27 protein-coding genes, 1 pseudogene and 1 riboswitch are annotated in these 25990 nt (G+C 53.3%); of the genes and pseudogenes, 11 read left to right on the plus strand and 17 right to left on the minus strand.

Translation table 11 applies throughout. The features are described 5' to 3' along the window. Positions 1-70: 70 nt before the first annotated feature. From brnQ to M2298_RS21660, 3 genes are all read right to left on the minus strand, one after another. Positions 71-1426, minus strand: coding sequence for a branched-chain amino acid transport system II carrier protein (gene brnQ, locus M2298_RS21650; RefSeq protein WP_217022469.1), 1356 nt, complete (start codon positions 1424-1426; stop codon positions 71-73). Between the two features lie 117 nt (positions 1427-1543). Then, complete coding sequence (locus M2298_RS21655) at positions 1544-2473, minus strand: DNA-3-methyladenine glycosylase family protein (protein WP_274874899.1); 930 nt, start codon at positions 2471-2473, stop codon at positions 1544-1546. Positions 2474-2573: 100 nt separating this feature from the next. Next, positions 2574-3494 carry a proline dehydrogenase family protein gene (locus M2298_RS21660; protein WP_063230470.1) on the minus strand — a complete coding sequence of 307 codons (921 nt, stop codon included), beginning with the start codon at positions 3492-3494 and terminating at the stop codon, positions 2574-2576. Positions 3495-3744: 250 nt separating this feature from the next. On the opposite strand from M2298_RS21660, the gene M2298_RS21665 reads away from it, so the two are divergent. The 3 genes from M2298_RS21665 to M2298_RS21675 are packed head-to-tail and all read left to right on the plus strand — an operon-like array spanning position 3745 to position 7927. Then, on the plus strand, positions 3745-5481 hold the full coding sequence (locus tag M2298_RS21665; RefSeq protein WP_217022470.1) for a sigma-54 interaction domain-containing protein: 1737 nt from the start codon (positions 3745-3747) through the stop codon (positions 5479-5481). Then, a complete protein-coding gene (locus M2298_RS21670) occupies positions 5472-6617 on the plus strand; it encodes a winged helix-turn-helix domain-containing protein (protein WP_217022471.1) in 1146 nt (381 codons plus the stop codon). Before M2298_RS21665 ends, M2298_RS21670 begins: the two co-directional genes overlap by 10 nt. Positions 6618-6676: 59 nt before the next feature. Continuing rightward, a complete protein-coding gene (locus tag M2298_RS21675; protein ID WP_280649093.1) occupies positions 6677-7927 on the plus strand; it encodes an MFS transporter in 1251 nt (416 codons plus the stop codon). Between the two features lie 21 nt (positions 7928-7948). On the opposite strand, the gene M2298_RS21680 is transcribed toward M2298_RS21675, so the two are convergent. After that, a complete protein-coding gene (locus M2298_RS21680) occupies positions 7949-8221 on the minus strand; it encodes an AEC family transporter (protein ID WP_280649094.1) in 273 nt (90 codons plus the stop codon). Between the two features lie 260 nt (positions 8222-8481). After that, positions 8482-9102, minus strand: a complete 621-nt coding sequence (locus tag M2298_RS21685) for a PilZ domain-containing protein (RefSeq protein WP_063230480.1) — start codon at positions 9100-9102, stop codon at positions 8482-8484. Positions 9103-9220: 118 nt separating this feature from the next. Between M2298_RS21685 and M2298_RS21690 the strand changes: the two genes are divergently transcribed. Further along, a complete protein-coding gene (locus M2298_RS21690; RefSeq protein WP_005830013.1) occupies positions 9221-9394 on the plus strand; it encodes a DUF5325 family protein in 174 nt (57 codons plus the stop codon). Between the two features lie 11 nt (positions 9395-9405). On the opposite strand, the gene M2298_RS21695 is transcribed toward M2298_RS21690, so the two are convergent. Together M2298_RS21695 and M2298_RS21700 are read right to left on the minus strand one after the other, a co-directional pair. Continuing rightward, complete coding sequence (locus M2298_RS21695; RefSeq protein ID WP_173598661.1) at positions 9406-10461, minus strand: tetraprenyl-beta-curcumene synthase family protein; 1056 nt, start codon at positions 10459-10461, stop codon at positions 9406-9408. Positions 10462-10897: 436 nt separating this feature from the next. Continuing rightward, positions 10898-11815 (minus strand): CvfB family protein, encoded by a 918-nt coding sequence (locus tag M2298_RS21700; protein ID WP_280649095.1) that lies wholly within the window; start codon positions 11813-11815, stop codon positions 10898-10900. A gap of 202 nt (positions 11816-12017) precedes the next feature. Here M2298_RS21700 and M2298_RS21705 point away from each other — a divergent pair, with 202 nt between their 5' ends. Continuing rightward, entirely contained in the window at positions 12018-12797 is a 780-nt protein-coding gene (locus M2298_RS21705) for an undecaprenyl-diphosphate phosphatase (protein WP_063230485.1), read from the plus strand. 40 nt (positions 12798-12837) lie between these two features. Here the strand turns inward: M2298_RS21705 and M2298_RS21710 are convergent, their stop codons facing one another. Next, complete coding sequence (locus M2298_RS21710; protein ID WP_229049826.1) at positions 12838-13056, minus strand: hypothetical protein; 219 nt, start codon at positions 13054-13056, stop codon at positions 12838-12840. Positions 13057-13125: 69 nt separating this feature from the next. After that, positions 13126-13464: a toprim domain-containing protein gene (locus M2298_RS21715; protein WP_122966229.1), complete on the minus strand. Its 339-nt coding sequence runs from the start codon at positions 13462-13464 to the stop codon at positions 13126-13128. Between the two features lie 157 nt (positions 13465-13621). On the opposite strand from M2298_RS21715, the gene M2298_RS21720 reads away from it, so the two are divergent. From M2298_RS21720 to M2298_RS21745, 6 genes are all read left to right on the plus strand, one after another. Continuing rightward, positions 13622-13783, plus strand: coding sequence for a hypothetical protein (locus M2298_RS21720; RefSeq protein ID WP_167470374.1), 162 nt, complete (start codon positions 13622-13624; stop codon positions 13781-13783). A 141-nt stretch (positions 13784-13924) separates the two neighbouring features. Continuing rightward, positions 13925-15169 (plus strand): MFS transporter, encoded by a 1245-nt coding sequence (locus tag M2298_RS21725; RefSeq protein WP_122966230.1) that lies wholly within the window; start codon positions 13925-13927, stop codon positions 15167-15169. Between the two features lie 119 nt (positions 15170-15288). Next, positions 15289-16623, plus strand: a complete 1335-nt coding sequence (locus M2298_RS21730) for an ammonium transporter (RefSeq protein ID WP_122966231.1) — start codon at positions 15289-15291, stop codon at positions 16621-16623. Positions 16624-16702: 79 nt separating this feature from the next. Then, positions 16703-17686: a DUF294 nucleotidyltransferase-like domain-containing protein gene (locus tag M2298_RS21735; RefSeq protein WP_173597189.1), complete on the plus strand. Its 984-nt coding sequence runs from the start codon at positions 16703-16705 to the stop codon at positions 17684-17686. A gap of 13 nt (positions 17687-17699) precedes the next feature. Next, a complete protein-coding gene (locus M2298_RS21740; protein WP_122966233.1) occupies positions 17700-18434 on the plus strand; it encodes an exonuclease domain-containing protein in 735 nt (244 codons plus the stop codon). A gap of 42 nt (positions 18435-18476) precedes the next feature. Next, on the plus strand, positions 18477-18992 hold the full coding sequence (locus M2298_RS21745) for a GNAT family N-acetyltransferase (RefSeq protein ID WP_242772614.1): 516 nt from the start codon (positions 18477-18479) through the stop codon (positions 18990-18992). A gap of 66 nt (positions 18993-19058) precedes the next feature. Here the strand turns inward: M2298_RS21745 and M2298_RS21750 are convergent, their stop codons facing one another. The 8 genes and pseudogenes from M2298_RS21750 to M2298_RS21780 all read right to left on the minus strand — a co-directional run. Continuing rightward, positions 19059-19547 (minus strand): YbaK/EbsC family protein, encoded by a 489-nt coding sequence (locus tag M2298_RS21750; RefSeq protein WP_173597118.1) that lies wholly within the window; start codon positions 19545-19547, stop codon positions 19059-19061. A 21-nt stretch (positions 19548-19568) separates the two neighbouring features. Further along, complete coding sequence (locus M2298_RS21755; protein ID WP_122966236.1) at positions 19569-20291, minus strand: MOSC domain-containing protein; 723 nt, start codon at positions 20289-20291, stop codon at positions 19569-19571. A gap of 20 nt (positions 20292-20311) precedes the next feature. Then, complete coding sequence (locus M2298_RS21760) at positions 20312-21109, minus strand: NAD kinase (protein ID WP_173598663.1); 798 nt, start codon at positions 21107-21109, stop codon at positions 20312-20314. Between the two features lie 185 nt (positions 21110-21294). After that, positions 21295-21693 carry a YugN family protein gene (locus tag M2298_RS21765; RefSeq protein ID WP_173597119.1) on the minus strand — a complete coding sequence of 133 codons (399 nt, stop codon included), beginning with the start codon at positions 21691-21693 and terminating at the stop codon, positions 21295-21297. A 144-nt stretch (positions 21694-21837) separates the two neighbouring features. Further along, complete coding sequence (locus M2298_RS21770; RefSeq protein ID WP_173598664.1) at positions 21838-22782, minus strand: LSm family protein; 945 nt, start codon at positions 22780-22782, stop codon at positions 21838-21840. A 78-nt stretch (positions 22783-22860) separates the two neighbouring features. Continuing rightward, positions 22861-23997, minus strand: a complete 1137-nt coding sequence (gene thiO / locus M2298_RS21775; protein WP_173598665.1) for a glycine oxidase ThiO — start codon at positions 23995-23997, stop codon at positions 22861-22863. Positions 23998-24124: 127 nt separating this feature from the next. Beyond that, positions 24125-24241: riboswitch (TPP riboswitch) on the minus strand. A gap of 64 nt (positions 24242-24305) precedes the next feature. Next, positions 24306-24524: an excisionase family DNA-binding protein gene (locus M2298_RS28200; protein WP_307723370.1), complete on the minus strand. Its 219-nt coding sequence runs from the start codon at positions 24522-24524 to the stop codon at positions 24306-24308. A gap of 21 nt (positions 24525-24545) precedes the next feature. After that, positions 24546-25895: pseudogene (locus M2298_RS21780) on the minus strand (glucose-6-phosphate isomerase); the annotation flags it as partial. Between the last annotated feature and the right edge of the window lie 95 nt (positions 25896-25990).

Consider the following 25990-nt stretch of genomic DNA (forward strand, 5'->3'; position numbering starts at 1 on the left):
AAACGCGCCAGACCCTTTTGCAAGGCGGCGCGTCGTCTTTTCTTCATCTGATCGATCGGCAAAGCAAAGCCTACACCTTGCCCAGTTTTTGCTCCAACACTTTTTGTCCGTCTTTGCGGCCGGGACGCAAGCTGCCCCATAGATAGCCGATCAGCCCTCCGGCGATGGCAGGAAGCAGCCAGCCGATCCCTTCCTTGTGCAGCGGCAAATGCTCCAAAATCGGCGCGAGCGCCGCGATCTTGATGCCAGCCTGCGCAAATCCATCCAACAAACTGACCACCGTTGTGGCAATAATCGCCCCCTGGTAAACAGCGGCGTAGCCTTTGAATGATTTGTGGAAAAACGATACGAGCATCAAGACAATCGCCAGCGGATAAATCGCCATGAGCACCGGAACGGATATCGCGATCAGCTGCGTCAGCCCTACATTGGCAACAGCCGCGCTGAACACACTCAAAATGATTGCCATTGTCTTGTAGGAAACACCCGGGATATGCTGGGAGAAAAAGCGGCTGCATGCCGTCACCAGCCCGACAGAAGTTGTCAGGCAAGCGAGTGATACCGCGCCGCCGAGCAACAGATTGCCGAGTGGACCAAACAGATGCTGGACAGCGCCCGTCAAAATTTGTCCGCCATTATCGGACTGTCCCAATGAATAGCTGGTCGCCCCCATGTATCCCAGCGCCAGGTAGACAAGCCCCAAGCCGATCGCTGCAATGACAGCCGCCTTGATCGTCGACCATGTCAGCTTTTTCGGGTCAGTGATGCCCTTTTCCCTTACCGCAGCAGTGACGACGATACCGAATACCATCGCGGCCAACGCATCCAGCGTAAGATAACCTTCGACAAACCCTTTGAAAAAGGCGGTATGCTGGTAATCTCCCGTCGCCACTCCTACCTCGCCCATCGGCTGAAGGAGCGATTTGACAAACATGATGCCAATAATGATCAGCAAAGCAGGAGTCAGAACTTTCCCAATTCGGTCTACAAGCTTGCTCGGATTCAATGCCAGCCAAAACGTGATCGCAAAATAAACAATCGTGGTCACAAGCAGCGGAAGCGGGCTTCCTTTTGCCGATTCAGACAAAAACGGCAGAACGCCCATTTCGTAAGTAACCGTACCTGTTCGCGGGATGGCCATGAATGGCCCGATCGACAAATACACAATAAACGTAAAGACGGTTGCAAACAGAGGATGAACTCTCCCTGCCAACGCTTGCAGATTGCCGCCGCCCAATCCTACGGCGATCACCCCGAGGAGCGGCAAGCCCACTCCGGTCACAATAAAGCCGAGCATGGCAATCCATACATTTTCACCCGCTGCCTGTCCAAGCGCTGGCGGGAAAATCATGTTTCCGGCTCCAAAAAACAAAGCAAACAGCATAAGTCCTACAGTAATGGTTTCTCTCTTTGTTAAATCTCTCATGTTACTCCCCACCATATTGTTGGTTTTTATAAAATTTTTATTAGTATAACTTAATTTTTCTTCATTTATCAACTGTAATTTGTTGAAAAGTAAAGAATTTTTCGTCAAAGGTGACAACTATTCCTCCCAGACCTCTTTGCGCTTGACGGCGCCTACCGCTTCCCAAATGTATAGAGAATATATGCTTCGCCACGGTTCCCAGCGTTCTCCCATGCGACGAATTTCTTTCTCGTCCGGCTTTGTATCTAGTTTATATACAAGCGAAATCCCATTGCGCAGTCCGATATCGGCGGCGGGCAGCAAATTGGGACGGCCCATTCCGAACATCAAGAGACACTCCACTGTCCAGCGGCCAATTCCGCGCAAGGCAGTCAGATGAGCCACAACTTCCTCGTCTTCCATCGCCCACAGCCGCTCCAGCTCCACGGTTCCATCGACAATCGCACGCGCGTAGTCGATGATATACTCCGCTTTGCGCTGGCTGAACTGCAAGGGACGCAAATCTTCCACAGCGAGCCTGGCGACTGCTTCCGCGGTAGGAAAAGCGAGAAACTTCACCCCGCGCTCGTCCACGACCTCATCGCCTGCCAATGTCAGCAACCGTTGCGTCAAATTCGCCGCGAAGGTCAGATTGATTTGTTGACCGATAATCGTTTTGACCATCGACTGGAACAGATCGGAGTCGTGCATCAAGCGCAGGCCGCGAAACCGTTTGACCAAAACAGCCAGTTCAGCTTCTTCCTGCATTTGTTCATAAATCGGCAAAAGGTCGAGGTCAGCGCAAAAAACGTGACGGATCGTGCGCACCAGCTCGTCTCGTTCCTCTGCTGACAAAGCCGAAGTCGTCCCGACCTGCAAGACCGGCTGATCGATACTTCCCACAAATTGCAAGCTGGTCAAAACCGGGCGTGACCCGACCCGAAAAACGCGCCTGAGCAGATTGTTTTCTGCTTGTACTTCCAGTTGGGGATCAGGATGAGTTTGCAGCCGTTGAAAAAGTCGTTCGAAGGAGTACGGAGGCATAAGCGGGATCTGGAATGCGTGCACGAAAATAACCCCTTTCACTCAAAGGCAGATTCTTGGCTCCATCCTAACACAAAACACCCCTGAAAAGCTCCAGGGGTGTGGTTCACGCGTTGTATGCGGTTTACTTCGAGAACATTCCTTTGAGCACGAACTTCACGTTTGCCGGGCTTTCTGCCAGACGACGCATGAAGTAGCCGTACCAGTCATTTCCGTATGGCACGTATACGCGCATTTTGTAGCCTTCGCGAGCCAGATCGATCTGGGATTGCGTGCGGATACCGTACAGCATTTGGAACTCAAACTGTGTACGCGGAATGTTGTATTCTTTTTCCAGTTGTTTGACATAAGCGATAATGTTGTCGTCGTGTGTGGCTACGGCAGCATATCCGCCATTCAGCAGGTGTTGTTTGATGATTTTTTTGTAGTTCTCATCTACATCCGGCTTGTTCGGGTAAGCGACTTCCGCGGACTCTTTGTAAGCGCCTTTTACCAGACGGAAGTTCACCTTTTTGTCTTTCAGGCTGTCGATATCATCGGAAGCCTTGTACAGGTAAGCTTGAATAACCGTTCCGACATTGTCGTATTCTTCCAGCAGCTCATTCAGGATTTCCATCGTCACATGGTTGTGTGCGTAGTCTTCCATGTCGATCCGCACGAACAAGTTGCCGTTTTTCTTCGCTGCATCGAGGATGCGTCTCATGTTTGTCATGCACAGCTCGCGGCTGATATCCAGACCGAGCGAAGTCATTTTCAGCGACAGGTTGCAATCGACACCGGATTGGTGAATCGCTTCCAATGTTTTGATGCAGTAGTCAGCTGACTCGTTTGCTTCTTCCAGGCTGAAAACAAATTCACCCAAGTGGTCGAGTGTGCAAACAAGACCTTGCTGGTTCAACTTGCGTACGGCAGCGATTGCTTCTGCAATCGTGACACCGGATACAAAACGGCTGGCCCCGAAGCGCAGCCCCCATTTTTTCGCAGCCGCATTCATCGCTTTATTTTTGGATAAGAATAAGAAAAAATCCTTCATAGCTTGTTCCATCGTTGACTGTCTCCTCCTCAACGTACTCTGCATCATTTGTACTAGCATAAACCGTGCCAACACAGCCTGGTTCGTGATATCTTGACTTTGCCAATCATGATGGAGCACGACTGCTGTACATACGCTTCAACACATATGTACATTTCGTGTCTATTCTTGTACACTTCTGATTAGTTACAATTACTGACGGGTAAGGGCTAAGCAGATGACCAGTCCCTTTTACCTGTTAGTGTGGATAGGAAGTGACGATTTGAAACCTCTATTCTCACTGGATAGTGTTGTCTCGGACTTGGCAATTCCAGTCAATCCTCTTGATATTAAATTACGCGACGGCGAAAAGGAGGGTGTATGGCGCAACGGCGAGCGTGATGTAGCGGTGATTTGTGTTCCCGCGACCGCGACGCTTGCCCAGTGTCTGGAACATATCCGCCTGGCACTCGCCACTACTCCCACGCCCACACTGGTCACGGTCGATAGGGAACAACGGGCAACAGGCATTGTTTTGCCGAATCAATTGCTGGCCGCCTTTGTCAATTTGACGCAAAACCAGTCTGTCCTGCTCAGCACCTTGATGGACACGATGAGCGAAGCCATTACGATCGTCGACTCCAACAATATCGTCCAGTATTGGAACCGGGCCGCTGAAACCATTTACGAGATCGACCGGGATCAAGTGCTTGGCACCTCGCTTGACGAGCACTTTGCCAGCGAGTCCATCCGCCTTTTGGACGCCTTGCGCCAGGGCACGTCTGTTCAACGGGTGTACCATATTCCTCGCCCGGACAGCCACGTCCTGATCAATGCCGCACCGATTCGCCAGGATGGGCAGATCATCGGGGCGATTTCGATTGAACAGGATATTACCGAGCTTGTCCGGCTGAATGAGGAGCTGGCGCACACGACTGCCCACCTGCACAACTTGCAGCAGGAAATGAGCCGATTTCAGGCGGCGGATGATCCTTTTTACGTGATTAAAGGGCATTCCGCTTCCATTCAGGCCGCCATCAGCTCTGCGAAAAAGGTCGCCCAAACCGACGCCACCGTGCTGATTTACGGCGAAAGCGGCGTGGGCAAAGAGCTGTTTGCCAAAGCGATTCACCAAGCCAGCAGACGGCGGGAGAAGCCTTTTGTCGCCATCAACTGCGGAGCGATTCCGGCAGCGCTGTTTGAAAGCGAGCTGTTCGGCTACCAGGGGGGCGCTTTTACCGGAGCGGAGAAAAAAGGCAAGCCAGGCAAGCTGGAGCTGGCTCATGGCGGCACGCTTTTCCTCGACGAAATCGGGGAGCTTCCGCTGGAGCTGCAAGTCAAGCTGCTCCGCGCCCTGCAGGAGCGGCAATTTTACCGCGTAGGGGGAACCGAGCCGATCACCGTCAACACCCGCATCGTAGCAGCAACCAACCGCCAACTGGAACAGATGGTGTCAGACGGCCGTTTTCGCGAAGACTTGTATTATCGGCTCAACGTCTTTTCGCTGGAAATTCCCCCGCTGCGCGCCAGACGCGAAGATTTGCCGGAGCTTGTCCAAATCTTCATCCACGAGTATTCTGTCGTGCATGAGCAAGCCGTGCCGCGCATCGCGTCAGAGGTGATGCAGGCTTTGTTCGACTATAGCTGGCCAGGCAATATTCGGCAGTTGCGGAATGTCATTGAACGCCTGTCGATCCTGCAAGAAAACGGCGTCATCTCCCCGGAGCATTTGCCAAGCGCGATTCGCTCCCAGCATGAAGAGATTCCTCCCGCTGCTTTTGCGTCCATAAACAGTACGTACAGCGCCCCGGCAGCAACGCGTCCTGTGCACGTCCCGGCAAATCCGTTGGCGATGCATCATCCCCCCGGACAGACGGAAAAAGAGCGCGTGATCGCGGCTCTGGAACGCACGTACGGAAACAAAAAGGCGGCAGCCGAGCTGCTCGGCATCTCACGGGGCACCCTTTACAATAAGATGAAGAAATACGGTCTTGATGAGGAGTCGTTCAGATGGAATTGATCTCATGGCAGGATGACCAGCTTGCAGTTCGTTACGGTGGGGAAAGCGTTGTTCTTTTGCCAAAAGAATACACCTTGCTGAAATACATGTACAGCTGGAAAAACCGGACCTTCAGCCGGGAAAATTTGCTCGACGCCGTATGGCCGCTGGAAAATCCGACAGACCGGACGATTGACGACCACATTTATCGGCTGCGCAAAAAGCTGCAAAAATGGTCCCATCTATTCACCATCGACACAGTGCGAGGGGTAGGCTACCGCCTGACATGGAAGCAGCATCAGCCGCCGCCCCAGCTCCATGCTTTGAACGAAAACTTTTCCGATCACATCCGGCAAATGCTGTCCACCTACCACGGAATGGGGATGGGTGCAGCCCTACAGACTCTCGCAGCCAATCAAGAAATTCTCGGATTTCAGCTGGACCCTTTTTACGCCATGTACATCCGCTTTGTCGTCGGGGATTTTGCCTGGTTTATCGAGGACACGGATTCACCGATGAGCGAAAAGCTATTTTATTTGTTCCACCTCTACCACATGACGGAAATGGATGGGCGCAAAACGATCCATGTGTTTCAGGAGGTAGTGAAAAGACAAGCGGAGATGCCGGAAATATTTCGCGACGAAATACAAATCAACGCCGTCGCCCTCTACATCCAGGCGGGTGAAGAACAGCTTGCCAGAGAGCAGACGGTCCGCGCGCGAAAAATCGTGGAACAAATGGATTCGGAAAGCTTCACGCTTTTTTTGTTGGCAGAGGAAGCGTGGATGGAGCTTTTGTCCGATTCAGTTGAGATAGCCGAGAGCAAGCTGGCGAGAGCTTCTGTCATTTTGCAAAAGGTTCCGATGCAACGGGAGCTGGGCAGCTTTAAAGTGCTGCAAGGCTTCTGCCAATATCACCGTCAAGAGACAGCTCAAGCGAGGCGGCTGGTCGATGAAGGTATCGAAGTCATCCGGTCCACCCAATTTGTCCCGCACCTGATTTACGCCGTACACAACATTCTGCTGTTTTTCCGCCGCTTCCCCTGCGATGCCAAATGGGAGAGCCGCTATCAGAAAATGTGGGACGATTTATCCTCGCAATACCAATTCGAGCAGTTGAAAAAGTCGATCATCCACAAACTGTCCGTCCGCTTTTGATAATCCTCTGACAAATCCCTTTTATCATCAAATCAGCACGATGCGATGGAGGGATTTTTTTGTTACAGAAAAACAAGGCGTTTCGGACACTGCTTACTGCGTACGGTCTTTCCACGCTGGGAGACTGGTTCGATTTTATTGCTGTCGCCATTTTTTTGGGCTACGTCTGGGAGGCCGATCCGATGACGATGGCTCTCTTGCCGATTGCGTATGCTGCTCCCGGTATTGTGCTCGGACAATTTGCTGGGGTGCTGGCTGATCGGGTGCACAAAGTCCGGATGATCATGACAGCCAACATGGTTCAGGCCAGCCTCACCTTGCTTTTGCTCGCCATGCCTGACCCGCTGTCGTTTCTGCTCGTCATCGCCCTGCGCTCCTGCGCTTCCGTCTTCAACGATCCTGCCCACCAGACATTGACGCGGCAAATTGTTTCTCCTGAACATCTGCTGCGGGCAGCTTCCTTGAACGGAGGCATTTATCAAACCGCCAAGCTGATCGGGCCGTTGATCGGCGGGACGATCGCCGCAATCCTGACACCCGCGATTTGTCTCATGATCAACGCCTCGAGCTATGTCGTCTCTACCTTGCTCATGCTGACGATTCGCAATGTGGAGAGACGCCTTCCCAAATCCGCCTCGGACTCGGGAGAAAAAGCCGTTTCGCTTCGCGTCGCCTGGCAGGAAGGCTGGGCTGTCTTTTTGCAAAATCGGGTCTTGCTCGTAAGCGCGCTTTTTTCGCTGCTCGCCATGATGGCGATTCAATTGGCAGACGCGCAGCTTCCTGTCATCTTCCGCGAAAAGGTGCCGAATCGTCCGGAGATCGTCGGCTACTCGGTCAGTGTCATCGGACTCGGTGCGCTTTTGACGATCACATGGCTGCATCGGCGGGGCCAGATTCGCTCGTACGGCTGGGTGCTTGGCGGCGGCGTTCTGCTGATTGGCATCTGCTTTTCCTGGATCGGCCTCTTCCAGCCAGGGTCGGCCATCTACTGGCTGCTGCTGGCTTCGTTGCTCGCCGGCATCGGGACAGGGTTGACTTCCGTAGGGCTGAACTACCTCATTCAAAAAGAAACGCCCATACACGCACTCGGACGCGTACGGGGCATTATTGATTCGCTTTCCAGCGTGACATTTATCGTCGCACCGCTCATGGGCGGCGGTTTGATGACCTGGCTCGGTCCGGCGAAAAGCTTTTTATGGATAGGCTTGCTCGTCGCAGCTGTCGGGGGAATTGCCATTGTGCTGCAACGCTGGATTTGGGGAAATCGGGCAGCAAATTCTTCTCCTGCCTCTTCTCGACAAGCGGGATAACTTCGTTTAGGCCCTGACCGTCTAGCTTTCGCTGGCAGCCCGGGCCGTTCTTTTTTGCCGGAAACAGCCATGTCCCGGCGTAAACGGACTAATGACCGTCGTCAGCAAAATAATCATCGCAAACCCGTTCGTATCTTGCCGTTGATCCTTTGCCAACAACAACAGGTTCAAAGAGGTCGGCATCCCGAACATCAGGATCATCACCGCTCTCTCTACTGGATTCTCGCTCATCCACATGGCGAGCGGCCAGGCGATCAGGACAGGCAAGACCAGCCAAACCGAAGTAACCGACATTCGCCAAAGTAGCAGCGAGCACATTCCATTTTAACGCGTCATCCCGCCAGCCCAGTCGTCCGGCCACCAGCCTCAACAGCCCGTATACGAGCAGCGTTGTCAAGAAAAAATGCAGAACAATGACAGCCAGCGATTGCACTGACACTTCCGAGTGAACAAATGACTGAAAGATCAGGGATCGGAATGAGGTAGTAACGAATGGAAAGCCGTTGTCAATTGCAAAAAAAAAATTGGTCCCGCTGACCAATTCACGAAATGAGTTATTCGATTTTCACTTTTCGGCGCTCCTCAATCTGCCTGTGCAAAATGTATTTGCGCAAATTGTGGAAATGTCGCGCGTTGATCCCTTTGATCGTGCAGCCGTAAAAATAATGCGGCGCTTCAATCCGCTCATGAATAATTTGCAACTCGGAGATTACGACCCCATCCGGTCTGTTGCGCCCGTACAACTCAAAGGAAAAGACAAGCGCCTGCTCGACGGGAACAGGTTTGTCCGCCCGAAATGCCAGTCCGCCCAGGCTCAGGTTCACCAAATACACCATTTGGCTGTATACGGAAAAAAACGAATCCGGCTCTTGGGTCGGATATTGAATCCAGCCCTTCACTTCCATATCGAAGCGGGGATAGCGCCTGCGTTGCTCGCGAAACTCGCTGGCCGTTGGCGAATGGAACAAAAACAGCCGATTTTTGTCCCGCGCCACGACGACTGCTTCAAAGTTGCTGATGGTTTCATAATCAGCGGTCAACAGACATGGAATCTGATCACCGACCGTCACATCCAAGTGTTGGGGGAAGACCGCTTCGATTAAATCTCCTTCTTCGTATGTCACGTGGCCTTCCACCAATTGATTCCCTTTTCTAATTTGTATAATGCTTTCCATCTACGTTCTCCACCACTTCGTACAAAAATTTACTAGGTTTTCCGGAATCTTTCCCTGGATGCTTTTCGCGGAAAATAAGGTATAATGGGAACATTGACAGATAGGAGGTTACAAACCGATGAATCGTTATCAAATGGTAACACTGGCTTTGGCATTTTGCGTAACCGCCTGTCTCATCGGAGTTGGCATTTCCATCGGGGAAAAAAGCCCCCTCGGTATCCTTGGTTGTATCGTTGTTGCCTTCTCATTGATGGGATTTGGCTTTTCGTACAAGCGCAAGCATATGCGCTAACCTCTTCTCCGTTATCGCCGTACAAGCAGGCTGTTCACGTAAAACAGGACAGAAGGCAACCCTTTTGCCTGTTTCAGCAGCTGTCTAGCGATGGTATATATGTGTGGCTGGCTGCGGTTTACTTTGCGATCTGCCAGATAAAATGCGACCAACCCGTCCACGATCATACGGTGAAATGCAGGATTTGGCAAGCGTTTAACGCTTGCCTTTGCTTGTTTTATGAAAAACTGCAAGCGCTCCGTCGCTACCCGCTCGGATTCGTAATAGCTGACAAAATTCAAATCTCCGCCCAGTCTGTCTTCTTCCAGATCGATCAAGTAATCAAGCAAAATATGTAATCCGCAGAGCCAAGGAAAATACGCTTCGCTGACTGCCTCGATTGTTTCCTCGTTTACCTTTTCATCTGTCGCCAGGCAAAACAAAGCGAAAATCCCGATCGTCGAGCCAGTGACCGCCGCAAATTCTTGCCATTGCAAATAACTGAAGCGTTCCTTGTGATCGTCCCACCAATCGAGCAACGCCTTCTCACGCAAATGCTGCGCGATATGTTTGTGCACCTGCAAATCGCTGTACAGACAGGAGAAGGTCAGTACCTTGGATTGAATTTTGCTGTAAGCAGGCAGTTTGGCCGCATAACGTTGACAGGTTTGTACCAAGTCCGCCAAAAAGCCGCCATCATTCTTGTCTTCCCGATATAAATAGTAGTCCCGCAGAGGCGCGCCAGGCGTCAATGCATCCTGCATGGAATAATGCAGCTGACGAAAGTCCTCGGGGTCTAGTGACGTGCTTCGATCACACAAATTGTCCAAGTAGTCGCTGATCGTCTGATAAGCTACGATCAACGGCACAATCGTCTCCACGTAAGGAATGACCTGTGCGGCGTACACACATCCACCCTGACAGTGAAACTTTTTGGAGTTCATGCTGTCTTGCGCCTGTTTTCCCAGCTCAGGATTCGGAATGGCCTGCGCTTTTCGGTACCAAGCCGCAAACTCCCGCTCCAGAACAGGTTGAACGTGACGATAGACCCGGTATAGTAACTGCCATGGATTGCGTAGTTCGCTCACATGCTTCCCTCCCCAAACAACAATAGAAATATCTTACCACATTTGCATCCTCACTCCAAAAGTCACCCTTGCCATATCCTCGTCTTCTTTTTGCTTTTCTATGAAGGGAATGGATGAACTTTTTTTGTCTGAAAGCAAACGGAGGAAGCATGACAGCGCGAACTGACAATGCAGCAGCTTAACGCACAAAAGCACAGCGCTTTGAGCGACCCTCTTTTTCTAAATAGATAGACAATTGCGTCAGGCAATCCGCCTGCCTACTCTTCCACTCGCTTACGTTGCCTTTCCTATTTTACTATATTTTTCAATGGGAATTTGCAGTTTTTTTAGTCAAGTGTTACAATTCTTTCCATTCTCTCGCCACAATAACAAAAAACCCTCTCTGGCGCTTGGCTTCGGCTTGAAGCAGTGTGCGCACCTGAGAGGGTTTGCTTTATTAATCTTCCTCGTGACGAACGATTTTCGTCCACCCGTCTACTTGTTCCACCCGGCGCTCTTTCATGAGCTTGCCAAGCGCACGTTTGAAGCTGGATTTGCTCATCTGGAACTTTTCGCGGATGATATCCGGTTCGGTACTGTCTGTATAAGGCATGGCTCCGTCCCGATTGATCAAATAGCGCAGCAGCTTGTCGGCATCTTCGCCGTACTGCACTTCTTTGCGTTCCTTCATGGAACCGTTCAGCCTGCCGTCTTCGCGCACATAACTGATGCGGCTGGTCACAGTCTGGCCCAAACGGAGTCGGCCAACCATCTCATCGCGGTGAATGAACAAAATATGCTCGTCCTCCGTCAGCAAAAACGCGCCTGCCGCTATGACTTTGTAGACCGTGCCTTCCACCTGCTTGTTCAGCATCTCTGCTCCTGCCATGGCGGCAATTTTGGTTACTTCATTTTCTGTCACAGGCTTGGCAAGCAGACGTCCGAGCTTGTCCTGTTTCAACGTAACGAGAATCTGATCCCGCGGGCGCGGCCACTCATCGCTCAGCTTGGGCAGGTCGTCGACGAACAGAAGCAAATCTTTTTTGATCCCGTTATCGAGGAAAACTCCCATGCGCGGGGAAATGTCCACAACTTCCAGCCAGCCATACTCGCCCATGCCGACATACGGCATATCCATCGTCGCGGCCAATCGATTCTCGTGGTCGTGGTACAAAAACACTTCCACCTCATCGTCCAAATGCAACCGTTCGTGCGCTTCCTTTTCGTGCAGGAAAACTTCGTCGTCGCCCGCGCGAAGGAAATAGCCGATCTCGGTCTTTCGCGCCACCTTCATTTCCAGTGTCATGCCCGCCTGCAAATTGCCAGTAGCAGCAGCAGCAACCTTCTGCGGCTCGCGTTTTGTCTTTTTGTACATGCTTCTTTCTTCCTCACTCTCTTCCTATATGCACACTAACTATACCCATCCCGGCCAGGAAAATACCACTACTTTTTTCTCGCGAGAACAAAGCTTCCGCCTAAAAAAAGGCAAGTCTCGTCTTCGCGAACATACATATGACAGTAAGACCCGGCTTGTACCCCGGTTTCATTTTGCCAACAGACAGGAGTGACCGCTATCCATGCTCGTACTTCTTGAACATATTTTTCTCGGGATTGTTCAAGGCTTGACTGAATTTTTGCCGATCTCCAGCACAGGCCACCTCGTCTTGTTCCGAAAGCTGTTTGGCATGCAGGAGGTCGGGCTGCTTTTTGACACGATGCTCCATTTCGGCACGCTGATCGCTGTCGTCATCGTGTTTTGGCCGCAAATCCGCTATATCGTCTTGAACCCGTTGTCCAAGCTGACCAAGCTGCTCGTGGTCGGAACGATCCCGACTGCGGCGATTGGCCTGTTGTTCGAGGACTATTTTGAAGAAATTTCCCGCAGCGGAATCACCATCGGCTGGGAGTTTCTCGCGACAGGGGCGATTCTTTGGGCTGTAGAGTCCATGCGGCGCGGCCAGCGAAAGTTCGACGACATCAGCTATGCGGATGCCCTGATCATCGGCACTTTGCAAGGAGCGGCGATTCTTCCCGCCATCTCCCGTTCCGGACTGACGATAGCCGGAGCGCTCATGCGCGGGATTGATCGGGCTGACGCTGCCCGCTTTTCCTTTTTGATTTCCTTGCCAGCCATCCTCGGGGCATGTGTGCTGCAAACAGCCAAGCTGGCGGCGGCGCCACTCCATACCGCCCTCCTGATCCCGATGCTCGTCGGAACAATCTGCGCCGGACTAGCCGGGTACGTCGCCATTCGCTGGATGCTGAAAATCATCAGCACAGGCTCGATGAAAGGCTTTGCCGTTTACGTCTGGGTACTGGGAGCACTGATTTTGGCGATGCAATATCTCGGCTGGTGAAGCCAAAAGGAAAAAAGCCGGCTGCGCCATAGCCGGCTTTTTATCTGCTCTCTTCCTTGTCAGGATAACGACTGGCGATCAGTTTGCCTACCAAAAGAATAATCCCGTAAAAAGCGGTCGCCAAAAGGGAAGTTGCCAGCCACGTAGCTGTTCCCAAGGCGAGATAAAGCAGCGCATGAGCGATAAAAATACCCACAAGCCATACCAGGATGTTCATCCTGTTCAAAAACGTCATCAAGCCGCGCAAGTGTCTTTGCACCTCCACCAATCCATTTACTACTGTTATAGCCGATGGAGGGAGGTTTTATCCCCTGATCTCTGTACCAGATCAAGGAGCCGGCACGATCACGGCAAATCCGGCCCGTTCCAATATTTCCGCCAGAACAGGAAGTGGCGTGTCTGCCACTTCCCGGTACATTTTCGGAGTGTGCAGATGTCCGGCGTGCGGGAAGTCTTCGGATAAGCTCGCCCGCAATTTTTTTCCGCTGTCATCTTCATCTGTAAACAAATACACTTCTTCCGCCGATTCTGCCTGGGCCAGAAGCTGTTCGCCTTTCTCCTGACTGTAGGAGCCAAACGTGCAAAAGATGGTCACAGGCTCGGCCAGTACGCGAAGCAATCGCTCCTTGTCTGTCTTCCCCTCCACGATGATGACACACTTCCCCATGCCATCCCCTCCTTTATCACTCAAGCATTTTCTTTCTATAGTATACCTTGCGCCTTTAGGAAAGACAGTCGCCCTGCGGGAAAATGTGGGGCGAGTAGTTATGCCGCAAGCTAGACATCGTAAATAAAGAAGCCACGTTATAAAGGGGGAACACGCGATGTCCAAATTCAAAAGCGCGAAAAACTTGAACCAAAAAGGATTGGCTGTCAGCGGACTGACCAGCAGCACGGTGGCGGATGATACGCATACCGAAAGCAACCAAGGCTCTTCCCAGCAACACAATCAGCACAATCGCGAAGACAACACCACACAAGGGTAACGGTGTAACGGCTTCTTCCACAGAAGCCGTTTTTCCATGCGTCCACGTTTGCCAAAAAAAGCACACCCGCTGGCTCCTTTACTTTCCTGCTCCGCCTTGCTACGCTAAGATCAAAACTTTCTGATTACGGAGCGATTACTTGTGGACCCATCGGCATCATTATGGAAGAATCCGTCTTTTTTGAAGCTGTGGCTGGCGCAATTGACTGCGAACATCGGCGACCAATGCTACAGTTTTGCTTTGCTCTGGTACTTGCTGCAAGCGACCAAGTCAGGGACGGCGCTCAGCTTGCTGGCCATACCGGAAATGGTGGCCGGACTGCTTTTTTACCTGATCGGCGGCGTGCTGGCTGATCGGTACAATCCGCGCCTGCTGATGGTCGGGGCCGACGTCGCCCGTATTTTTGTGGCGATCGGAGTTGGCATCATGGCCGCCATGGGCATCGAGCAGTTTTCCTTTTTTCTGGTCGCGCAATTTTTACTCGGCTTGTTCTCCAGCCTGTTTCAACCAGCCCGCACTGTCGCGCTGAAAACCGTCGTGTCACTCGAACAGCTTGGACGCGCGAATGCCATCCTGGACACGACTTTTCGCACCGTTCGGATCGCAGCGCCGATGACAATCGGACTTATCGCTTCCATCGTTCCGCTTTCCGCTCTGTTTTTTGTCAACGCTACGAGCTACTTGCTGTCTGTCGTTTTCTTGTATGCGATTCGCGTCTCTTTGACCGATACGCGGAACGGTCCGGCTGCCAAAATGACTCCCGGACAGTATGTGCGCGATATTGCCACAGGCGTGCGAGAGTTGAAAAAAAGCCGGATGTTGTTCCTGATTTTGCTGTTTAGCAACATGGGCTTTCTCGTCTGGCAAGTTTGCTACAGCGTCGGCTTTCCTTTTCTGGCCGAGCGCATGCAACAAGGCAACGGCAGTACGCTCGCGATGCTGATGGGCTTTTACGGGGTGGGCAATCTGCTCGGCAGCCTCTACATGTCCCGTGCGTACTACACGAAGTACCTGCTTGTCATCATGATCGGCTGGACGTTGCAAGCTGGCGGGTTCATGCTGCTCGCCGCTGGCGGGGCGATGCACTGGGTCGCTTTTCTCGGAGCCGCAGTAGCCGGGGTCGGCGGACCGTTTATCGGCATCCCGACCGTCACGGCCATTCAGGTCAAGGCCGGAGCGAGTACAGGGAAAATTTTCTCGATCAACATGCTTTTCTTTACCTTTTTCTCCATGCTGTCCAGCAGTCTTGGGGCCATATGGCTTGGCAGCTGGCCCGTTGAGCAACTGTTTTTCGCGAGCAGCCTGTTCCTCGTCGTCATGTCTGCTGCAGGCTTTGCCATCATCAAACGAACATCCCGTGAGCAACACCAATCCGCTTCGCTATGAATGCGCGATTGGTGTTTTTCTTTGTGAAAAAACAATTGCATTTCCAATTTTCACGTCATATAATCTGACATAAATAAAAATGATGTTAGATTATCTAACACAAAAAAGGAGTGGAATGAATGGAACCGACTCTCACTGAACTCTCGTCCGCCATTGATGCCACATGGGTCATGATCTCAGCCATCCTCGTCATTCTCATGCAGGTAGGTTTCGCCCTGCTTGAGGCTGGCTCGACCCGGATGAAAAACGCAGGCCATGTGGCAGGCAAAACCGTCCTCACCTTCGGCATTTGCTCCCTTGCTTTTTGGGCATTCGGCTTTGGCCTGACTTTTGGAGACGGCAATTCTTTTATCGGTCTAACGGGCTTCTTCTTCGACGGCTTGCAAAAAGACGCCTTCTCCGCTTTTTCCGCCGCTTCGGTTCCCATTTCCATTCTCTTTCTGTTTCAACTAGCCTTCGCCGCGGTTTCGCTGGCAATCGCCTGGGGCGGTTTCGCCGAACGAGCCAAGCTGTCCGTTTACTTTATTTTCAGCGTCTTGTTTACCGTCCTCATCTATCCGGTCGTCGGTCACTGGGTATGGGGCGGAGGCTGGCTCGCACAGCTCGGGATGCAAGACTTCGCTGGCTCGACGGTTGTCCATCTGCAAGGAGCCATCGTCGCGCTCGTCGCTACCGTGCTGTTGAAGCCGCGCATCGGCAAGTACAATCGCGACGGCAGCTCCAATCTGATCCCCGGCCATAACCAGGTTTACTCCGTGCTCGGCGTCCTGTTTCTGTGGATCGGCTGGTTCGGCTTCAATGCCGGCTCCACGCTGGGCAGCACTTCCGGATTTTTCGGTTACATCGCCGTCACTACCAATCTCGCTACCGCCGCAGGTGCAGTAGCCGCGCTCGCCATCTCGTGGATCGTCATGGGCAAAGCCGACATCCCGAGCATGCTGAACGGCGTGCTGGCTGCTCTCGTCGCCATTACGGCTTCTTGCGCCTTCGTCGATCCTTGGGCTGCTGTTGTCATCGGAGCTGTGTCAGGTATTCTCACATTTTATACATCCATCTGGTTTGATCGCCTGGGCGTTGACGATCCGGTCTTTGCCTTCTCCGTTCACGGTGTGGCAGGGATTTGGGGAACTTTGTCCACTGGGTTGTTCGCGACGCCGGAGCTTGCAGAAAAAGTCGGCGTCGGCGGTGCCGGACTGTTTTACGGCGGAGGCTTGCACCAATTGGGCGTACAGGCGCTCGGCCTCGCCGGTTCCATGGCTTACGTCTTTGTGGTAGCTTATGTGATTTTGTCTGTTTTGAAAGCGACAATCGGGCTTCGAGTCACAGAAGAAGAAGAGGTGGTTGGTCTTGACCTTAGCGAACACGGGGGATACGGTTATCCCGAACTACTGCAACCTGAGCGCATGCGCCCGGCAGCATCCCACCAAAGCAGCACCTCTCACACTCTCACCTGAGCAAATCGAGCGGATTAGACAGGTCAATTCATTTGCTGAGCTTGCGCTGATTCGGCATGAATTGTTGGACCCGTCTCCTATGCGCGACTTGAACCGGGCTGGCGAGATGGCTCCCTTTTCCATTGTCGTCAATTTGATTCACGACAACCTGATTCGCCAAGGCGTTCTGCTCGCTGTCGATTCCTTGGCGAAAAGGGGGCTTGGCACCCCGCCTGTGCCGTTTGCCTTTTTGCAATTCGGCAGCGGCGGGCGGTTCGAGCAAGCCATCATCAGCGATCAGGACAACGGGCTTGTCTACGATCTTCCCGATCACCTCGACGAACAAGAGATTGAGGCCGTTCACGGCTATTTTCAACTGCTGGCAGCCGCTGTCGTCTCCGGTTTGGAGGAAGCGGGCTATCCGCCTTGCCAGGGCAACGTAACATGCCTTTCCCCCAGATGGCGCGGCAGTGTCGCTCAATGGGTCGACCAGCTGGACCGCTGGATCTCGCATCCCGTCTGGGAAAATGCCCGCTATCTGCTACTGGCAAGCGACGTGCGCGTGCTGTACGGGGAATCCGCTATTTTCACCCCGGTATTGGACCGATTCAGGCAGCTTTTGGCTGGCAATACGTTTTTGTTGGATCGGCTGGTCAGCAACACGTTGCACTACCGGGTGCCGCTTGGTCTGTTCGGGCGCGTCCTGCCTGAAGTCACTGGCCGTTTTCGCGGAGCCGTCAACATCAAATACGGCATCTATTTGCCGATCGTCAACTGCGTGCGGCATTTCGCCCTGGCGCACGGCATCTTCGCCAGCTCGACGCTGGAGAGGCTGGGCCAACTGGCGGAAAAAGGCGTGTGGAGCAAAAGCTTTTGCGACGAAGTAGCGGCACATTTTCGGCTGATCCAGGGACTGCGCCTGATCGCCTTTCTCCATTGGGAGGACGGTCTGTATACGAGCAACAGCTACATCAAGCTGAGCAAGCTTTCCCCCGATTCAGCCGTATCGATGCGCGAGGCGATGAAGCTGGCTATCCGCCTGCAAAAAATGACGGCCAAACTCCCGTCCAGCTTCAAAGGATAGGGGGGAGACGCGCTTGGCAAAATGGGATTTCATCGGCCGCCTGTGGAACATGAATCGCGGCATGACAGGCGTACCGGGCGACTGGAAGTGGGGGCTTGGCGAGGACGACAAGCAGCATCAAGCGTACTTGCGCTCCATCTCCAAGGAAGCCAGGCGTGTCGATTCCAGCGAAAACATACCGCTTGCCGATTTGGAGGTAGTGGTGGTCGATCTGGAAACGACGGGCTTTTACCCGGACCACGGAGACGCGATCATCTCGATTGGCGCGGTCGCCATGCGCGGCGAGAAGCTGCTGCTTGGAGATTCGTTTTACACGCTCGTCAATCCCGGGCGGACGATCCCGCCACACGTCAGCTCGCTGACCGGAATCTCCGACGAAATGACCGCAGACGCCCCGGAGCTTCTGGAGGCGTTGTCGCGGTTTTTCCGCTTCGTCGGAGATCGTCCGCTCGTCGCCCATCACTCCCGCCACGAACGCGAATTTTTCCGGTCGGCCCTGTGGAAAACGAGTCGGCGTCCGTTGACACACCGGATGCTGGACACGATGCTGCTCATTCGCCTGTTGAGCAACCCGATCGGCAACGGATCGCTGGATGCCCTCTGCGCCCTGCACGACATCCCGATCTCCCGCAGGCACCATGCCTATTGTGACGCCGTAGCTTGCGGGACGCTCTGGGCGACGTATTTGACAAAAGCACAAAAAGCCGGATACACGAGTCTCCGGGAGGTATATGAAGCTTTGCGCTAGAATGTGACTTTTATCGTTTGGATCTCAAAGGAGACGGTTCCCATGTTGCACATCAGAGACGCTGTTTTGGGCGATTTGCCTTCCATGCTACGCATCTACAATCATGCGATCACTCACCTGGTCGCGACATTCGACTTGGAGCCACAGACCATTGCCCAGCGCGAAGTCTGGTTTCACAAGCACAACAAAAACCATCCTTTGATCGTCGCCGAATGGGAGCAAGAAGTCGTCGGCTACTGCTGCCTTTCCACTTTTCGCGAAAAACCCGCTTACAACAAAACGGTCGAGCTGTCCGTCTACATCGATGCAGAACAGCGAGGACGCGGCATCGGAACGGCCCTGCTGAGTGAAATCTTGCAGCGGGCAGAACAACTGGGCTACCATACCGTCATTAGCGGAATTGTCGGCGGCAATGAAGCGAGCGTCAAACTGCATGAAAAATTCGGCTTCACGCTTGCCGGAAGGTTTCAAGAAGTAGGCTTCAAATTCGGCGAGTGGCACGATGTTTATTTTTACCAGCTGCTGCTTGGGCAAGAACATTCCTCGCTCAGTCGTTAACAGGCTCGAAACAAGAAAAAGGAAGCTTGCGAGAGCTTCCTTTTTTCACGCTTATCTACGCTACGGCTACGGAGCTTGCGGGGCCTGCGCCACATCTGCTTCGACGGCATTGGTCATCGCCAGCAACGCCTCATACGTGACTGGCAAAAGCGACTCGGCGATGCCAGCGGCGGTATAGACGACAGGGAAGCGCCGCAGCGAAGTGTCCACGATTACAGGCACTTCTTGCTCCAACGCAAAGGGACAGACAGCCCCGACACGATAGCCCGTCACCTTTTCGACTTCCTCCATGGAAGCCATTTTCGCTTTTCCCGAACCGAGCGCAGCTTTCACCTGCTTCGGGTGTATCTTGACATCGCCTGCCGCAACAAAAAGCGCAAACTGGTCGCCGGAGCGAAACAGGATCGACTTGGCGATTTGTCCTACCTCGCTGCCCAACGCTGCTGCGGCCGCTTCCGATGTAGGAAGAGGCTGTTCATACACAATCGGCTCCAGTTGCGGATCGTACCGTTTGACAAATGCGCGAACTCTCTCCAAGGGGCTTGTCTCTTGCATGCCTGCTCTCCTCCTTGCACACTACTCTTCCAGCACGTACACATCGTCACCGCAGGATACCGTGCCTGTCTCCACCACGGAAGCGTATACTCCGAAGTGATTGTCGTGGCGCTTCACGCATGCCTTCAATACTTCCGGGGTCCTCTGCAGCGTATCCGGGTCAATGTTTACGTACACACAACGCACGCAATGCATCGTTACTTGCAGCGTAACATCGTTGATTTTCAATTTTTTTCCTATCCATTTATCTTCTGCAAACGGCTCGTCGTCATCCAGCACAACGATCAGATTGCCGCGAAAGCGTCTCGGGTCAACCCATTCGCTGCCGATCTGGCGGGCAATCTCGCGCAAGGAAGCGTCTGTCACCAGCAAAATATGTTCTTCCCAGTCCTGCTTGCCCTCCGAAGGAATGCTGCGCAAAGGCGTAACGGGCCGTTTGGCGGTGTCCGCTACATGGGAAAAAAGCGATTCCCCCCACTCGTGAACGCTGCCGTCGCTCGCTACGACTCGCACCTGCGGATACTCTTCCTCGCTCTGTTTTGCCTCCATGGTTGCAGAATAGCCAATAAGAGCTGGAACTTTGTCTGCGCCCAAAAATTTTCCGGGCCGTGTATCATCCCAAAAGCGATACACGCGATCCCCGTACAGCCCAAAAGCATCGATCTCGGTTGATGTAAGTAGTTCCCCGCGCATTGCCTTCACAGGATGGCGATAGATGCTTTGCAATGCTCCTACCTTTTTCATGCAACCCTCTCCCTCTCTATCTAGCCTTTGATAAACGAGTTGCGTACCCTGCCCCAAAAGGTCAGGCGCTTGTAGCGCGCGAATTTCACTTTGCCCTGGCCCACGCGGCAAGTAATGGAACGAACGCCTGTCCACACGCCTTGTTCGCGATCCAGCCCGATCATGATCTCCGGGTTCATGACAATCAGCTCTACTTCATGATGCTTGGGCAAAACAAGCGAGCTGTTGATCGTCCGGTATGCCTGGTTGTTGATCGAGGCGATCTCCGAAAGCTGAATGGCCTCAATCGACGGATGCACAATCGCCCCGTCTACAGCCTTGTTGTATGCCGTGCTGCCTGACGGCGAAGAGACGATCAAGCCGTCTCCGCGAAACGTCTCCAGCTCATCGCCGTTAATGTAGACGCAAGCAACCAGCGTCGACAAAGACGCATTGCGCAAGACAACCTCATTCAGCGCCCATTTGTCGTATTGCTTGCCATCAGCGGTTTCAATCCGGCATTGGACGGTCGGATACTCCGAAATCGCCGGCTGGGCGTGCAGCAACCTGTCGACAAATTCGTCCAGCTCCTCCGGCCGCCAGTCTGCATAAAATCCGAGGTGGCCTGTATGAATCCCGACGTAAGCCGGCTCCATCCCGTATTGGTGAACGGCTTCCAGCAGTGTTCCATCTCCGCCGATCGAGAGCACCATATCCGGCTCCTCATCGGTTCCATTCACAAAAGTATACGAGCTGCCAGCCTCCTTCAGCTTTTCCTTCAGCAAATGCTCTACTTCCCGTGTATAATCGTCATTTCGCAGTACAGTCGCAATCTTCATGCTGGTCTGCCCTCACTTTTATCCTTCGAAGCGGTCAAGTACGCTTGTTTGTTGATCTCACTATACCACATGAAAAAAGGAGATGCATGGAAACCGAAATGGATTTTACCAGCGCTCTTCCTGGAACGATCCCGCGCGAAATTCCCCCGGAAAAGAAAAAGCGGGCCTCATGTAAGGCCCACCCGTCATCCAAGGCGATTTTCCAGTTCTTTCACGATTGCCTCCGCCTTGCGAATCCATCTCGGGTCAATGTCGGCATCCTTGTCGATCGGCTGCTGAAACTGGTTCATCACTGCCGAAGCGACAGGCGCGTAGTAGCCGATATCTTCTTCCACTCCTGTGTTGTACACATGACGCAAAACAAACGGCTCGCCAAGCTCCAGCCACGCATCCGGGCTGTCCAGCTCCCCTTGCAAAACTTTTACAGGCAAGCGAAGGTAGACCATGTTTTGATCATCCAGCGTCCGGTCAAAAAAGCCTTGCTCATAGTCCCAGTTAGCCAGCGTAAAATGCGGCTCAAGCGACTCGCGAAAGTAGCCGAACGTCGCCTTCGTTCCGGGGAGACTGCTCTGTATTTTTTTCATCTGGTAATCCTCCTGCCTTCGTCACATTTTATGGATAGTGTGCGACAAAAGGGCAGGTTGTACTCGCACAGCCGTGCTCTTCAAACGCACAACAAGCCCCGCTGCCAATCATCCGCTGGCAAAGAGGCTTGCATGCTCCCGATTTTAGAGCAGGGCGATCGTAAGCAATGTAAACAAAGCGAGTGGAATGATTCTTTTGCCTCTGCGGCAAGGACGACGGCGCCTTCTTTTCGGCACGACAACCGCAGCCGGAGGAACTGGCGGTGGCGGTGGTGGCGGCGGAAACGGATACCATGGCTGCGGCGGGAAAGGCGGATAAGGGCTCATGTACGGGTTGAATCCGCCGTACGGACTAAAGAATGGATTGCCGTCCGGGAACGGCTGCATCTGGCCATACGGAAAGCTCGGGCTGCCGAACGGGCTGACTTGACCAAACGGCTGACTCGGACTGCCAAACGGACTCACTTGGCCGTACGGTTGGCTCGGACTGCCAAATGGTCTCATCTGGCCGTACGGTTGACTCGGGCTGCCGAACGGACTCACTTGGCCAAACGGTTGACCCGGACTGCCAAACGGAGCCATTTGACCATACGGTTGACCCGGGCTGCCAAACGGACTCACCTGACCATACGGTTGACCTGGACTGCCAAACGGAGTCATCGGAGCGTAAGGATAGCAGTCATCGGCGTACGGACTGACTTGCCCCCCTGGAGGTCGCCGATTTGGCTGGCTGCTGCTGCTAAACGGACTGACATCGCCGTACGGCTGATAGCCGCCGTAGGGAAGATACCCTCCGTAAGGATTCCAATCTTGATGCATTCCCCAGTCGCCGGGCGATTTCCGGCTGGCTACCTCTTCGATTTCATATTCATAGTCGTTTTCTTCCGCATCCGGGTCGTCCACTTCAACGTATACATTCTGATCGTCAAAATCCACGATCACGCCTTCAAAAATCTGGCCGTCTATCGCTTCAATGCGCACTTTTTTCTCGACGTGTTCTTTGCATATGTTGTGCACATTTTCGCGCATATCCTTGATCAGACTGACCGTCTGGACGTCAGCCTGGTACAGGTTTTTTTCATCCTGCATGGAAACTCCTCCCCTTCTGGTGCTCTTTATTACCATATACATGTGCCCATGGGGAGGTGTTCCGGTTTGCAGGCAAGACTAGCCCATTTTATGTGCGCTGACGTTTTCTTCTGTTACGAAGCGCGCAGGCAAAAACGGGACGAGCTGCTCCCGCTCTCCTTTTTCCAGATAGTCCGCCATCCACTTCGCTGTGGCGGGCGAGAGCAAAATGCCGTTGCGGAAGTGCCCTCCGGCAATCGCCAGCCCTTCCCATCCTGGCACTGGTCCAAGCAATGGCTTGCCATCCGCCGTAGCTGGCCGCAATCCGCCCCACGCCTCCAGAAAAGCGGCTGAATGCAAGGCCGGAACGTACGGCATGACCCCGTTCAGGATGCTGGCTAACCCCGCCATCGTCACTTCGCGCTGAAAGCCGCTCTCGTCTTCTGTTGCGCCAAGCACGATTTTGCCGTCTTTTTTCGGCGTCACATATCCCGTCGTGCCAAAAATGACGGTGCGCAGCGGAATGCCGACAGAGGAAACAGCGGCAATCTGACCGCGAACCGGACGCACCGGAACCGACACACCCAGCAAGTCCAGCATGACACCTGCCCACGCTCCCGAAGTGATCACCGTATGCGCGGCGCGCAACGGCCCGAGCGAGCTGTCCACGCCAACTACTTTCCCGCCTTTTACCGCGATGCCGCTCACGACACAGCCGGAATGCAGCACAACTCCTTGCAGCTTGCACGCCGTCACCAAAGCGCGAAGCAACATGCGATTGTTGATGTGCCCCTCGTACGGGGAGTAAATCGCTGCCTGCGCTTTGTCTGTCAACAGCGGCTCCACTTCCGCCAATTGCTGCCTTTCCGTCAAAAAGTGCACGCTATGCCCCGCGTCCTTTTGCCAGCGAAATTTCTCTGCCAACTGTGCTTGCTCGCCATCATCGAGCGCGACTGTGAGCAGCCCCTCCAGGCTGAGCTGTACATCGCCCCCGGTAAACTCCTCCAACTCTTGCGCCCACTGCGGATAATAAGCCAGCGACGCCATGCCGAAATCGAGCATGGGACCGGGCGCTGTAAACTCCTTCAACGGCGCGAGCATGCCCGCTGCTGCCGAGGACGCCTGTCCGCCCCATTCTCCTTGCTCAACCAACGTGACGCCCATCCCTCTGCGCGACAATTCATACGCCAGACTTAAACCGATAACTCCTCCACCCACTATGAGACAATCGCCCACGTTTTTCTCTCCTCGCTGTTGTGATCTCTCTCCTGATCCAAGTTGAACAGGGCAACATACAAAAAGCCCACCCGTTCCCAAGCAGGAAAAGGTGGGCTTCATACGCCGTATAGCCAAAGAAAAAAGCGCTGTTCGCCGGCAACCGTATCCCTGCGCCGGCATGATCCGGATCAGGTGCAATGGGTCGACGGTCGTATGCTTCCATCCTCTCAGCCCCGCGTGAAGGACTCCCCAAGTTGCTTCTTTACATATTCATTTCACCAACCAAGTATAGTCCTCCTGGCCGCCAGTGACAAGATGCTATACGCTCAATCCTCGTCTTTTACATCGTAGCTCTCCGGAACCGTCTCATGCCGCGCTGCCTCCTCGAACTCGCGGAGCTTGCGCATTTCTTCCATATGATGGTTGAACTGTTCCTTGTTGATGACGTACTCGTAGCCGTCGTGCAGAGCGCGAATCTTGCCCTGGTGAATCTTTTCCAAAATAAACGTTTCCGGAAGCTCCAAGTACGCTGCTGTCTCTTCCACGGTCAAATATGTCTTGTTATCGCGCAATCTTGCCTCCAATTCCGCTTTCTGCTGCTCGAATCCAGGTTTGCCCAAAAGGGCGAACATGTTGGCCTTGTACGCCTCCACCCCGGGCTGGTCAAACGGATTGACGCCCAATAAATAGCCGCTGATTCCGCACGCCTTTTCAAAAAAGTAGATCAAGGCCCCGAGGTGATACGCTGTCGCCTCTGGCATCTCGACAAGCAGGTTCGGCACGCCGCCATCCACGTGGGCGAGCACCGTCCCTTCGAAAGCCTTTTTATTGACAAATCCCATCCGCTTGCCGGACAAAAAGTTCAGTCCGTCCACATCAAGCGGGTCTTCTTCTACCGTGACATCGATGGCTGGCTTGTTTACGGTTACCACTGTCTCGAACAAGTGTCGCATGCCGTCCTGTATGTACTGCCCCAAGGAATGCAAGTCTGTGGAAAATTCGGCAGCGGCGGGAAAAATTCCTTTTCCATCCTTGCCTTCCGACTCCCCGAAAAGCTGTTTCCACCATTCGGCGAAAAACCGGAACTGCGGCTCGTAGCTGACCAGAAGCTCCACCGTTTTGCCTTTGCGGTACAGGGCGTTGCGAATCGCCGCATACTGGTAGCACGGATTTTCGGCCAAATCCATGACCATGTACCGCTCGCTCGCATCTTGCGCTCCTTTCATCAGGGCATCCATGTCGGCGCCGCTCACGGCGATCGGCAATAGTCCGACTGCTGTCAGGACAGAAAAACGCCCGCCGATGTCATCGGGAATGACAAAGCTCTCGTAGCCCTCATCTTCCGCAAGCTTTTTCAAGGCCCCCCGCGCTTTGTCCGTCGTAATGTAAATTCGCTTCTTCGCCTGCTCGCGGCCGTACTTGTTTTCCAGCCAATTGCGCAACAGCCGAAAAGCTATAGCAGGCTCTGTCGTCGTGCCCGATTTGGAGATGACGTTGATGGAGACGTCTTTTCCTTCCAACACGTCCATCAGATGAGAGATATACACCGGACTGATATTGTTGCCGACAAAATAAATTTCCGGCGATCGCCGCTTCGACTTCGGCAGCAAGTTGTAAAAGCTGTGGCCCAATACGTCCAGTACAGCTTTCGCTCCTAAATATGAACCTCCGATTCCAATTACCAAAAGCACATCTGAGTCAGCCTGGATACGTGCCGCCGCCTGGCGAATCCGCTCATACTCGACGCGGTCGTATTTGTTCGGCCAATCTACCCAGCCAAGATAGTCTCTGCCTGGACCCGTTCTTTTGTGCAACATTTCATGCGCCTGCCCGATTGCTGGCGCAAGCTGCTCCCATTCATGCTGTCTCACAAAGCCGCGTGCATTGGAATAATCAAATCGAATCGCTTGGTTCATGGCTCCCCTCCCAAGGAACGTCATCTATTTTCTTATCTTATCACGCAAAAAAGCGAGAAAGTTACTTTCCGTCAAAACATCGCAAAATGTGAGCA

Source organism: Brevibacillus sp. 1238, from assembly GCF_029892995.1.
Lineage (GTDB): Bacteria > Bacillota > Bacilli > Brevibacillales > Brevibacillaceae > Brevibacillus > Brevibacillus parabrevis.